The organism is Flavisolibacter nicotianae, assembly GCF_003628535.1.
In the GTDB taxonomy this organism is placed as follows: Bacteria; Bacteroidota; Bacteroidia; order Chitinophagales; family Chitinophagaceae; genus Flavisolibacter; species Flavisolibacter nicotianae.
Genome location: NZ_RBCI01000006.1, coordinates 66,557 through 79,348, shown reverse-complemented (window position 1 = coordinate 79,348; position 12,792 = coordinate 66,557). Strand labels below are relative to the sequence as shown.

Genomic DNA, 12,792 nt, shown 5'->3' with positions numbered 1-12,792 from the left:
TTTTATGAGCGCAGAACACAATCATGACGAAGCCCCTGTTGTGCAGATGAAAACAAAGGATGAACACAAAGGGCATGACCATAACCATGATGAAGAAGAAGGGCACAGCCACGACGACGGGCACGACCACGACCACGGCGGCGACGGGGAGCAATCTGGATGGAAGGCACATTTGAATTTGTTGATTGCCCTTGCCATTCTCGCCTTGCTATTGGTACTGGAATACGGTTTCAAAATTGTGCTGCCTAAATCCATTGCCTTTGCGGTAAATGCAGTGGCCTATCTATTGGCAGGTTGGAACGTATTGCGCCTCGCCTTTCGCAAAAGCAAACGGGGCGATTTTTTCAATGAGTTTGTTTTAATGAGCGTGGCAACCATCGGCGCCTTCGCCATCGGTAGTTATACTGAAGGCGTTGCTGTAATGGTGTTCTATGCCATTGGCGAATGGTTTCAGGATGCAGCGGTTACTAGAGCCAAAGCCAGCATCAAAGCCTTGCTCGATATACGACCCGAAGAGGTAACGGTGGTGCGTAACGGAGCCACGCAAGATGTGCATCCATCGGAAGTTCAGTTAGGCGAAAGCATTCAAATGAAGCCCGGTGAAAAAGTAGCACTGGATGGCGAGCTTCTTTCCGAAAGCGCCTCGTTCAACACCGCTGCCCTCACCGGCGAGAGTAAGCCCGACACAAAATACAAAGGCGAACCTGTGTATGCCGGGATGGTCAACCTGAACACCGTTGCCGAAGTGAAGGTGAACGCACTGTTTAAAGACAGTAAGTTAAGCCGCATACTGGAGATGGTGCAGGATGCAACGGCACGCAAATCGCAAACGCAGTTATTTATTTCCCGCTTTTCAAAAGTTTATACGCCTATTGTTTTCTTTCTTTCCCTGGCCTTAGTTGTAGTGCCTTATTTTATTGTTGAAGATTATAGTTTTTACACCTGGTTTTACCGGTCCTTGGTCTTTTTAGTTATCAGTTGCCCTTGCGCCTTAGTTGTATCCATTCCGCTTGGTTATTTCGGCGGCATTGGCCTTGCTTCGCGCAACGGCATTTTGTTCAAGGGCGGCAACTTTCTGGATGTGATGACGAAGATTAACGCCGTGGTGATGGATAAAACCGGCACCCTTACCAAAGGGGTTTTCAATGTACAAAAAGTGGTGGCTAACGGGCTTGATGAAATGGAATTGGTACGCATTACGGCTGCGCTGGAAAAAAACTCCACCCACCCGGTTGGGCAAGCGGTAGTGAAGTATGCTGGTGATGCGATTGGCAGCACAGCGGCAACGAACGTAGAGGAAGTTGCGGGGCATGGGTTAAAAGGCATTGTGGATGGTAAAGAAATATTAGTAGGTAATCTAAAGCTGATGAAAAAATTCGGCATTGATTATCCGGCAGAAACGGAGAGCATTGTAGATACAATAGTAATAACGGCCATTGATAAAAAGTTTGCCGGTTACATTACTATCGCCGATGAAATAAAAGAAGACGCTGCATCCGCTGTAAAAGCCATGAAAGCTTTAAACATCAAAACCGTTATGCTATCGGGTGATAAACAAACGGTAGTAGACAATGTGGCCAAACAAATCGGTATTGATGAAGCCTTTGGCGACCTGCTGCCGGAAGGCAAGGTAGAGAAAGTTCAAAGCTTGAAAAATGCCGGACGGCACATCGCTTTTGTTGGCGACGGCGTGAACGATGCACCGGTCGTGGCACTGGCCGATGCAGGCATTGCAATGGGCGGCTTAGGCAGCGATGCTACTATTGAAACCGCCGATGTAGTGATACAAAACGACCAACCTTCAAAAATTGTTTCTGCCATTAAAATCGGAAAAATTACCCGCAGCATTGTTTGGCAAAACATCATCCTGGCAATGGCAGTAAAGGTTATTGTGCTTGTGTTAGGCGCCGGAGGTATTGCCACGTTGTGGGAAGCCGTGATTGCCGATGTGGGTGTGGCCTTGCTTGCCATTTTGAATGCAGTGCGAATTCAAAAAATAAAAGTCTAAGCATTGCATGAAAGAGCAGCGCATTCAGCAGTGGACTAAAAAATTCAATGAAGAAATTGCATTGGTGGAGTTGGAGTTCAAATCGTTTTTCAAACGCAAGCCGTTGAAGGCCTATTATCATATCAAAATACACGACGATATTGGCTACATCAGCATTGAGATTTTAAACAGGCAGGAACTGCCCACAGAAATCATTGACGCCATCACGGTAGCACTTTTGAGGTCAAAGCCGCGGTTTAAGCTAATTGAATGAAGTGTGTTGGCCTTATACCGTATTCAAACAAACAATAAGTATGAGCCGGTTGGTTTTCCTCCTCATTTTGCTAATCACTTTTTCTTGCAAAAACAAGAACAAGGCAACCTTTGAAGAAAGTACCCATAACGCAACGGATACAAAAAGCTTTCATCTAACCCTGCCGCAAACAATGAACGACATGATGAAACGGATGAAGTCAATCCCGTTTTCGGGAAACAATGACAGGGATTTTGCTTCTTTGATGAGGGAGTATTACGATGGCGCTATTGACATGGCAAGGCTTCAAGTTGCTCATGGGAAGCAAAAGGAATTGAAATCATTTTCTCAAGCGACTATCACCGATTTGAAGCAAGAGCTACTGATGCTATCTAATTTTTTAAAAGATGAACCTGCCGGAAAATCCTCAACTGTCGAAAAGTTTCAACAGACCATGAAAAGTGCGTTGAACCAAATGGCGGTGAACAATGAGTTCGGCGAAACCGGAGTTGACCATTTGTTTGCTTTGCTGATAATTATTCATCACAAAGCAGGTCTTCAAATGTTGCGGGCCGAATTGGATTACGGCTCGCACCAAACCATGAAGATAGAAGCAAGGAATATGCTGCCGAAGCAAGCGGAGGAATTAAAATGGTTTCAATCGTGGCTATCAAAAAACTAAAACACTAACCCCTTTCTATGTCAGGAAATCACGCCTCTGCGGGCTATCGAAACAAAAAAAAGCTTATTACCGTATTGCTTTTAACGGGCAGCTATCTGGTGGCTGAAGTTATCGGCGGCATTCTCACTAAAAGCCTTGCGTTACTGGCCGATGCAGGCCACATGCTCACCGATGTGGGCGGGCTGGCTTTGTCCTTATTTGCCATTACCCTAACGCAGCGCAAGGCATCGCCGCAAAAAACCTACGGGTATTACCGGGCCGAGATATTGGCCGCACTCACAAACGCTGTGGTGCTTATCGGCATCTCGTTTTACATTTTGTATGAAGCCTATCAACGGTTTAAAAATCCGCCTGAAGTGTCAAGCAAAATCATGCTGGTGGTAGCCGCCGTTGGACTGGTTGTGAATGTTGTGGGGATGATGATTTTACGCAAAGGCTCAAAAGAAAGCCTCAACATGAAAGGGGCATATTTTGAAGTGTTGTCCGACATGCTTACGTCCATCGGCGTTATCATTGCGGGCATCATTATGCTCACGACCGGCTGGTATTATGCAGATCCCTTACTCTCCGCCGGTATTGGCCTGTTCATCTTGCCCCGTACTTGGATTTTGCTAAAAGATGCTGTAGGCGTATTGTTGGAAGGCACACCCAGCGATGTAAACGTAGCCGACCTGCAAGATGCCATCAAGAAGATTGACGGCGTGAAAGATGTTCATGACCTACACGTATGGGCCTTGACATCCGGTATGAATGCCATGAGTGCCCACGTTGCCATTAGTCAAGGGATTTCTCCAAAGTCCATTCTTGAAAAAATACAGGAGTTAATAAAAGTCAATTTCAAAATAGCGCATACCACCGTCCAAATTGAAGAACTCGGCTTTCAGGAAGATGAAATAGCAATATGAGGCTGTCCATGCAGAACATACGAATAGTGTATAGGATTTTGATGATGTTGCTGGCTGCATGTGCCGTCATTGACTTATACCGGCTGTTCAATCCACACGTCACCAACATGATATTTACCGTAATCCTGGTTCTTACCCCATTTGCACTTATCGCTTACTTGCTGCTTGTTCTCAAATACAGAAAAAATCTTAGAAAGAAGCTATCTGACCAACAGCAAAAGCGTTTTAGTAAGAATTAAAAAAGCAAGATTTTGGCATCAACGAAATTGGCGATAAACACAGTAGGAATGCAAATGGGTTGCATGGTGCACACAAATACCTTTGAGTGTTTTGATATTACCTGGTTAACTTCTGAAATGAAATTTTTTTTCGGTTTGATACTATCCGCAATCATCTTTTCAATTTTGGTTACGGTTTCGTCTGTTTTCGATAAATATTTTTATGGACGGGCCTTCCCCGGTGTTGTCCATACCACAACCCTTACCCTCGTAGCCGTCTATATTTTGGTATGGCTCTATAAAAGAAAAAAACGTAGGAAAAAATATGAACAACACAACGGGCTTTTCAGCAAAAATTAGGAAGGTATTCAAGATTTTAGGGCCGGGATTGATTACAGGCGCCAGTGACGATGACCCTTCGGGCATTGCCACCTACTCACAAGCTGGGGCCAAGTTTGGAATGGGTACGTTGTGGACATCGCTCATCACCTTTCCGCTGATGGCGGCCATTCAGGAAATGTGTGCACGGATTGGTTTGGTAACATCCGTTGGGCTGACAACAACGCTGAAGAAGCATTATTCAAAAGTGCTGCTTTACACGATGATGGCTTTCTCTATCCCGGCCATCATTTTAAATATTGGGGCCGATATATCAGGGATGGGTGCAGTGGCTAATTTGCTCTTTCCTTCCATTTCCCCAACCATATTCAGCCTGGTGTTTACTGCCTTGCTTCTGGTTTTGATTATTTATTTGCCGTACAGCAGAATTGTGGCAATATTAAAGTACCTATGCTTATCGCTCTTTTTATACATAGCCGTTCCTTTTTTCACGCATCCGGATTGGGCACAAGTAGCCAAGGCCACCTTTATCCCGCACATTCGGTTTGACAAAGATTTTTTTGGCGTACTTGTCGCCATCCTGGGTACTACCATTTCACCTTATCTATTTTTTTGGCAGGTAACAATGGAAGCCGAGGATGTTAAGGGCGCCAAGCAATTGGTGCTGGCCCGCCGCAAATTGGTGCGTGATGCAGAAGACAAAAAAGTGGTGAAAAGAAGAGAACGAAACTTCTTTCGCCTGCTCATACAAAAGATGCAGATGGACGTAAACTTTGGGATGTTGCTCTCCAACATGGTGATGTTCTTTATTATTCTGGCTACCGGCACGGCCCTCTTTGGCAAAGGCACAAATGATATTGAAACGGTTGAACAAGCGGCGAAAGCTTTAGAGCCGGTTGCCGGCAAAGCCTCATACTTGCTTTTTGCGCTTGGTGTAATCGGCACCGGCTTTTTAGCCATCCCGGTGTTGAGCGGCTCACTGTCCTACATCGTTTCGGAAACCTTTGGCTGGAAGGGAAATCTGGATAAAAAGTTTGGACAGGCAAAAGCCTTCTACCTTGTCATCATTGTTTCGCTGGGAGTTGGTCTTTTGCTCAACTATATTGGTTTAAGCCCGATACAGGCATTGGTGTACACCGCTATTTTGTACGGCATCACATCGCCGGTTATCATCGCCATTGTGCTGCACATTGGCAACAACAAAAAAATCATGGGCGAATACAAAAACGGCGCTCTTTCCAATGTGCTTGGGATTGTTACCTTGGTGTTAATGTCGGCAGCGGCAGTAGCGTTGATTTATTTTCAATTCAGTTAAATTGATTTTTATGAACGACGATGAGCAATGGATAGCGGCTTTTAATGAGCGGGTAAAGGCGATACAAATTGAATTTGACGCCTTTCTGAAAAGCAAAAATCTTTCTGATTATTACGACTTTCACCGAGATGAAAACGGCCACTTGCTTTCGCTACATTTTACCCAGGCCCACGGCTTGCCAAGAAAGATTGAAGAGGCGTTAACGGAAGCTTTTATCAAAACAAAACCTGCCCGATAAACAAAAACACTTTGTTCACTTTAAACCAACAATTTATGGGATTTCATCAGTATCATGAGCCGCCCGAAGAACTTTCAAAAGAGACCAGAACCTTTGCCCGCATGATTACTTCGGTAATTGAAGAAGCCGAGGCCATCGGCTGGTACGAGCAGCGCATCTCCGTTGAAACCGATAAAGAAGCCAAGGCCATTATGCAAAATGCCCAACAGGAAGAAATGAAACATTTTGGGATGGACCTGGAATTTTTGCTGCGCAAAAAACCGGAGTGGCGGACGATTTTAAAAGCGGTGCTTTTTACAAAGGGAGACATCATTGAGAATGCGAAGAAGGGGGAGGAAAAGGTAGAGAAGTGACATTGCACTGCAACTCTTTATTACCCGTCCATTTTTTTTAAAAAAATCAAAGCAGCATGTCAATTACCAAAAGCCAAACGGAAAAAATTGGTTCAATATTCAACGGAAATAGATTTATCATCCCTACCTACCAACGTAAGTATAGTTGGACAGACACAGAGCGTAAAGATTTGTGGCAGGATATAGATGAGAGCATTAAAGACAAAATGAACCACTTTCTTGGCACACTTTCATTTAAGGAGAACGAGGCTGTTGGCTTAACGACGGATACCGTTTATGAAATCATTGACGGTCAACAAAGAATAACAACGCTCTTCATTCTTTTAAAAGTTCTAATAGATAAGTTGAAAAAGCAAGCTGTAAGAGAAAGTCTAATGAACGCCTTTATCGGTTCAAGGGAAAATCTTAAGCTCACACCACTTGGCGCTGATGGTGATTTTCTGAACACGCTTCTTTTTGATTTTGATGCCATAAATATTGATAGCCTTAATAAAAGAAGCCAAAAATTCATGTATTCCGCTTTCCAATTGTTTTCTGCTTTTGCTAACCCGCTTTCAGAGCAGGAAATAGAGCAGAGAATAAAATTCATCCGTGACAAGATGGAAGTTTTGGTTTTCAATGTTGAAAATCAAGCACAGGCGGTCAAGATGTTTTCCATCATCAACGACAGGGGATTGCCATTAAGAATATTGGACAAAACGAAGAGTATTCTCATGCTTTATTCAACCCTTCATTTACGGGAGACGTTAAACGAAACTATCAACAATTGCTTTGAAAAAATCTTTGACGCTTACGACGACTTACTCGTTTGGAAAGATAAACTTGGGATATTAGGTCGCATTGAGGAGAACACAATATTTACCCAGCACTATTATTCAGCAAGAAAACTTTTTCCAAAAACATGGAATAATAGGGACGGGGCAGAAACCGTATTTGACAATTTGAAAATCAGGTGTGAAGAACTTAAAGACAATCCAGAATTGCTGGAGCAATTCATAAGAGAATACATCAATGACTTTGAAGGTTTCGCAGTGGGTTATGCTAATCTTGTAAAGGAAGTAGAAACGAGAACCATTTATGAAAAACCCTTCAGGTTCCTTGAATTTAGCGCCACATTATACCCCTTGCTTGTAAGATTGTACATTCAAAACAAGTTGAATGATTTACTTCCCTTGTTAGAAGCGATTGAAGTCCGGGTTTACAAATTGCGAGGAACAAACCCGATTGCTGACGTTTATTGGTTAAGTTCTTATGTTGCTGAAAAGGAGCCGCCTGCGGATGAGATCAAAACCTATCTTATCAATTTCAGTGAAAAGTTCGTAAACAATCATGTCTTGGGGACGTATCTGGATGGAGCGCTTCATGGAAATGGAGCCGTAAAATATATTTTATCGGAATATAGCCAAGGCAGTTTTACTATCCCCGCATACAAGAACTTTCAGGTTGAGCACATATTCAGTAAAGACCCAAATTTTGACCCAACGAGCTATGGCTTTGCAGAGGATTACGACTATGAAAAAAATAGACTTGGAAATCTTGGACTTTTAGAACAGGGCTTGAATGCCGGACTTGGAAACTTGCCGCCAATAAATAAGGTTGGCGGCTATCTAAATTCAATCGTGGCAGAAACGAGAAATCTTGCAGGGGAAATCCAACAGGGTAATTACTGTAAAGAGAATGTTGATAGAAGGCGCAAGAACATTATTGACTTTTGCATTGATCGTTTCAAGCTCAATTGAACTTATCCAAAAAATCTTTCTTCCACAAATTGGCACATCAAATGCCCTAACAAAATGTGGCACTCTTGTATCCGGGGCGTATCTGCCGAAGGCACGTTTAACAGATAATCAGTTACTTTTTTCATTGCTCCACCACTTGCGCCCGTAAAGCCAATAGTAACCACGCCTTTTTCTTTTGCCGCTTCAAATGCCTTTACAATGTTGGTTGAATTGCCAGAAGTGGAAAAACCAATTAACACATCCCCTATTCGGGCTGTGCCTTTAATCATTCGGGCATAGATGTCGTCAAAGCTATAATCATTACCTACCGCCGTTAAATATGAAGTATTGCAGTGCAAGGCTTCAGCAGGTAGTGAAAGCCGGTCTTTGTAAAACCGCCCCGTAAATTCGGCCGCCAAGTGTTGTGCATCGGCAGCGCTACCGCCATTGCCGCAGAAAAACAGTCTCTTTTCTGCTTGATAAGCGGTCACAATCACGTCCACTACTTTTTCCAGCGTGTCCAGCAATTCTTCATTGGATAGCAATGCTGTTTTCACCGCAATGGACGCTGCAATAAGCTCTTTAAATTGTTCCTTCATAAATAAAATTTAGGAATAGGGGCTAACGCATTGTAAACGCCAAAATTCGCATAAAAAAACCTGGCAGTTCATATAGCCAGGTTAATCGCTTTTCTCGTTAGCTTTTTACATGCTGCCGCCTTTGTGGTGCTCTTTTTCCTGATGGTGTTCAGGGTGGTCATGATGTTCCGGCTCACTGTGTTGCTCCATCTGGTTAGGGTCAAAACCCGCATGGTGTTCTTTGTGTGGATGATGCTCCTGCTCCTGGTGATGCTCGGAGTGCTGATGCCGCTCTTGCCCGCCTTGCGTACCAGCTGCGTTACCCATGCCTTGATTTCCAGTGCCTTGAGATTGGTCTTGATTTCTATTTTCCATAATTGAAATGTTTGAGAAAAAGAGGTAAAAAAAAGTATGCCAGAGCCACCGGTAGGAACAATAAAAAATCCTCTCGCAAATGAGGGTTTGAAAGGGTTCTGTGCTGTCGTAATTAGTTCTTGGCTACATCGAACTTGCAAAAAATGTTACGAACACCGGCCTGAATGTCCTTATCGAACAAAATTCTATTGCTCTTCACTTCGTCAGTTGTCCAGCCCTGCCATACCGTTTTTTGGTTTTGGCGCCATATCATGCTTTGCGCATCTGCCTCTTTCAATAAGCATAACCGCAAACTATAAACAACGAGACCTTAGTTAAAACAGAGGTCGCAACCAAAACTAACTGCTTATAAAAAGCTATGACAAGATGAGGCAAATCGCTCTTAGCAATCTGTTCCGCATTAGCGTAAATATATAATTCTAACTCATCACCCTAAAGAAGAATGTATTTCCTTCTTCACCCGCTGACGCGATGGGCGTAAAGTTGTTGTTCAAACAAATACTTACGAGTAAATTGTTGAAATACTCGTAGTCGTGTTCATTCAGTTCTGCTTTTTTTGCGCCTTCAATCAGTTGTTTGTCCTTTTCAGTTTCGGGATGAAGTTTAATTTCAACAATAGATTCTTTCATCCCCCTTACCCTGACTTGTATGGTATGCTTCATCATGAATTAATTATTTGCGTAGAAGGTATTTTCTCATCACCCAACCCATTACCGGCAAATTGTCGGCTGTATCAATTATCGTGATGCGAACCCATTTGTGTTTTGTGTCCAGTATGTGAACTTCTTGGCCGGCGCGTACCCTAAAAAAGCCACTGTCTTTTTGTGAAGGGTTGTAGCGCAGGTTGCAATCCAACCGCAACACTGCCGCAGGTGCAGAACTTTTCAATGCTTCTTCAAACTTGGCACCTACAAACTGTTTCAGCTCCTCAACCTCTTTTTTGACAACAACGTTCTGTTCAGGTTTATCATTCACTAAAAGTGGCTGGATGATGGTGTAGATAGTAAATAAAATACCTAAGATGCCAACCCACAAATTAAGGAGTGCAGTTGGAGACTTATCGCTGGCTTTTATTTGTTGTGTTACCTCAACACTTAATTTTTCAAGTGATGTACCAATAAAAGCCTCCAATTTGGCAATGCTTTCAGTAGTAACATACTCTGTTTGTGTAAGTTCTTGTGTAATGGCTAAGGCTTCGTTTGTTGTAGATTGAAAACGTTCAAAAAAGTCTTCGTCCGCCAAAGCAATGCCTTTTACCGCCATTTGACTACCCAACCCTTTCAGTGCTGATTGCAAGGCTGTAACTTTAGTATTATAGCCTAAAAGACTTGGGTTAAGAGCAGCGGCAAATGATGGTGTTGCTATTTGGGATTTGATGAGTCGATTTTGCAAGAAAGCACTTGTTGAAAACATGGAACTGATGCTTTTCTGATTCCGGGCGATAATTCCAACCGAATCTAAAAGTTTGGTATTGTCCAAAATGATTCTGGAGATATTTCTCTGGCTATGCATTTTGATTACTGCCTCCTCATCAAAAAACGAAGGTTTTTTAAACATCTGCCCTACAATATCAGCCATTGTAGTGGTTGCATACCTGTTCTTCTGCAACAAATCAGTCGCAGGGCTGGAAAACATTTTATGCCATGCGGTCATCGGCGCAATAGCCGCTTGCATTGCAGTGGTCTTGCGGAAGAAATCCTGTAAATCTTCATTCATAGGTTGTGTTTCTTTTTTAAATCGCTCAAGAAGTGTTGGGGGCAGAAAACTGAAAAATTACTAACGTGTTGAATTTCAATGATCCCATCGTGTCCTTTCCCGAACGGGGTAGCAAAAGTAGCTTGGCAAATGTTTTCAATCAAAAGCAGCTATCCACATTGCGGTAACACCAGGACAAACGCATCTAAATTTTAGACAATATTCAAGGATGAGATGAAAAATAGCTGTTTCATTTAATAAAACTGTGAATTGATTTAAAGCGATTACAACTGTAACGGTTTATATGACCCTTCCAACCCACCATCTAAAAAGTTTGGCGGCCTGTGTGAACAGGAAGAGCCAAAAACAAACGTGTTTTACCTTTTTTATACGCCTGTGGCAAAATTCAATTTAGATGCGTTTGCCCTGGCGGTAACACGAAGTTGAAGGCGTAGCTCAAGCAAGTTCCGCCGTTTTTTGTCCTTTTCAATTCAAATGGGGTAAAATACTTTGGCTTTTTGGTTGACAAAAACGCCAGTTGATGGTATAATCTAAAAAACATACAATGCAAACAGAAAAGAAGCCTCGCAAAATAAATATTCTTGGCATAATTCGCTTGGAGGGCGAGATGACTATAACAGAAATATTACTGATTATGATTTTGGCTATGACATTTGTCATCGTTCTTGTCCTGCTTTTTAGAAATCAGCCTTCGCCTGCTTTAAGCGTGTATAGAACAATCGTAAAAGCCAGTTCTTTCGTGCAGGATTTGAATCTAAGAGGTCCATAGGCTATCAGATTTATTATACGGCTCAGGCGCACAGTATTAGGTCCCGAAATCTTCCCCAATCATTCCCCAAACCTTTCGCTACAAAACGAAACCATTTGGGATGGCAGGTCAATCGCTCCGCAATCATTCCCTAAATCTTCATCGTAGGATTTCAATATTTCGCCGAAAATGATTTACTAACATTATTAGCATAATAAGACGTTCATTTTCAATGTATTTAGCTCCAATGTGAATAACTCTCTGCACTAAATTATTGGCATTTACAAAATGAAATTGCTAAGTTTGTTAGTAATTAAAAATCAACCACTTGAAAAATGCAAACCGTTGTAAACCCTAACATGATTGTGCTTGCCCGTGAAGCAAGAGGGCTTACGCAACAAGACCTTGCCGAACGCCTCAATGTTCACCGGGCAAACGTTTCCCGATTAGAGAAGGGCGAGACGCCTATTCAGCAGGGCACACTACTCGCTATTTCGGCAGCTACTTCTTTTCCTCCGCAATTCTTTACCCAACAAGGAATGTTCATGCCGGTGAACCTGGCTTACCGCAAACGTGAGCATGTTCCAGCAAAACTGCTTAATCCCATCGAGGCCAAAATGAACATCATCAGAAGGCACGTGCAGTTCATTGTAGGAGCATTGGACAAAGACATTCCTAAACTTCCTTTGTATGAAGTAACCGAAGAAAGAAAAGCAGCGCAGATAGCGGATTTGGTAAGGAAGGATTGGAACGTTGGAAACGGAACGATTGAAAATTTGGTAGCGTTACTTGAAGCAAAAGGCATCGTCATCAGTGCTTTTGATTTTGGAACCGAACGAGTGGACAGCCGGTGTATGTTGACGGATGATAAATACCCCATCATTTTCATCAACAAAAATTTGCTTGTAGACAGGCTTCGCTACACGCTGGCCTATGAACTTGGGCAACTGTTGATGCACACCTTCTTTCCGGTGAATGCGGAGCGAGATATTTCGAGGGAGGCCAATCATTTTGCCGCTGCTTTCCTAATGCCGGAAGACGATGTGCGAAAGGATTTTGAAAACGGCATCACTCTTTCCATCCTTGCCGATCTCAAACGAAAGTGGAAAGTGTCCATGATTTCGCTGCTTTATCGTGCAGACGATTTGGGCTATCTGACCGCGAACCAAAAACGTTACCTCATTCAACAATTCAATGAACAAAAAATTAGACGGCGTGAACCCGTGGAGTTGGATTTGCCCATTGAACAACCGGCACTTCTAAAGCATTTGGTGAACCGCTACATCGTTGAGTACGAGATAAACATTCATGCGATGGCCGCCATCTTCGCCATACCGCCTCAGGATTACCTTGACTATTACGGATAA

The 12,792-nt window shown here is 43.0% G+C and carries 13 protein-coding genes; 9 read left to right on the top strand and 4 right to left on the bottom strand.

The window, feature by feature from the left end; all coding sequences use genetic code 11:
- Window positions 1-4 precede the first annotated feature (4 nt).
- From D6024_RS16645 to D6024_RS16605, 8 genes are all read left to right on the top strand, one after another.
- Window positions 5-2,008 (top strand): heavy metal translocating P-type ATPase, encoded by a 2,004-nt coding sequence (locus D6024_RS16645; RefSeq protein ID WP_121355788.1) that lies wholly within the window; start codon window positions 5-7, stop codon window positions 2,006-2,008.
- Window positions 2,009-2,015: 7 nt separating this feature from the next.
- Window positions 2,016-2,261: a hypothetical protein gene (locus tag D6024_RS16640; protein WP_121355787.1), complete on the top strand. Its 246-nt coding sequence runs from the start codon at window positions 2,016-2,018 to the stop codon at window positions 2,259-2,261.
- A 40-nt stretch (window positions 2,262-2,301) separates the two neighbouring features.
- Window positions 2,302-2,922 carry a DUF305 domain-containing protein gene (locus tag D6024_RS16635; RefSeq protein WP_121355786.1) on the top strand — a complete coding sequence of 207 codons (621 nt, stop codon included), beginning with the start codon at window positions 2,302-2,304 and terminating at the stop codon, window positions 2,920-2,922.
- 17 nt (window positions 2,923-2,939) lie between these two features.
- Entirely contained in the window at window positions 2,940-3,827 is an 888-nt protein-coding gene (locus D6024_RS16630; RefSeq protein ID WP_121355785.1) for a cation diffusion facilitator family transporter, read from the top strand.
- A 543-nt stretch (window positions 3,828-4,370) separates the two neighbouring features.
- Entirely contained in the window at window positions 4,371-5,699 is a 1,329-nt protein-coding gene (locus tag D6024_RS16620) for an Nramp family divalent metal transporter (protein WP_121355783.1), read from the top strand.
- Between the two features lie 10 nt (window positions 5,700-5,709).
- A complete protein-coding gene (locus D6024_RS16615) occupies window positions 5,710-5,937 on the top strand; it encodes a hypothetical protein (RefSeq protein WP_121355782.1) in 228 nt (75 codons plus the stop codon).
- A gap of 35 nt (window positions 5,938-5,972) precedes the next feature.
- Window positions 5,973-6,290 (top strand): ferritin family protein, encoded by a 318-nt coding sequence (locus tag D6024_RS16610; protein WP_121355781.1) that lies wholly within the window; start codon window positions 5,973-5,975, stop codon window positions 6,288-6,290.
- A 56-nt stretch (window positions 6,291-6,346) separates the two neighbouring features.
- Window positions 6,347-8,029, top strand: coding sequence for a DUF262 domain-containing protein (locus tag D6024_RS16605; protein WP_121355780.1), 1,683 nt, complete (start codon window positions 6,347-6,349; stop codon window positions 8,027-8,029).
- 2 nt (window positions 8,030-8,031) lie between these two features.
- Here the strand turns inward: D6024_RS16605 and D6024_RS16600 are convergent, their stop codons facing one another.
- The 4 genes from D6024_RS16600 to D6024_RS16585 form a co-directional block, all read right to left on the bottom strand.
- Complete coding sequence (locus D6024_RS16600) at window positions 8,032-8,607, bottom strand: D-sedoheptulose-7-phosphate isomerase (RefSeq protein ID WP_121355779.1); 576 nt, start codon at window positions 8,605-8,607, stop codon at window positions 8,032-8,034.
- A gap of 105 nt (window positions 8,608-8,712) precedes the next feature.
- Window positions 8,713-8,961, bottom strand: a complete 249-nt coding sequence (locus D6024_RS16595) for a hypothetical protein (protein WP_121355778.1) — start codon at window positions 8,959-8,961, stop codon at window positions 8,713-8,715.
- Between the two features lie 419 nt (window positions 8,962-9,380).
- On the bottom strand, window positions 9,381-9,626 hold the full coding sequence (locus tag D6024_RS16590; RefSeq protein ID WP_121355777.1) for a hypothetical protein: 246 nt from the start codon (window positions 9,624-9,626) through the stop codon (window positions 9,381-9,383).
- A gap of 7 nt (window positions 9,627-9,633) precedes the next feature.
- Entirely contained in the window at window positions 9,634-10,677 is a 1,044-nt protein-coding gene (locus D6024_RS16585; protein WP_121355776.1) for an SH3 domain-containing protein, read from the bottom strand.
- Window positions 10,678-11,760: 1,083 nt separating this feature from the next.
- Here D6024_RS16585 and D6024_RS16575 point away from each other — a divergent pair.
- Window positions 11,761-12,792 carry a helix-turn-helix domain-containing protein gene (locus tag D6024_RS16575; RefSeq protein WP_121355774.1) on the top strand — a complete coding sequence of 344 codons (1,032 nt, stop codon included), beginning with the start codon at window positions 11,761-11,763 and terminating at the stop codon, window positions 12,790-12,792.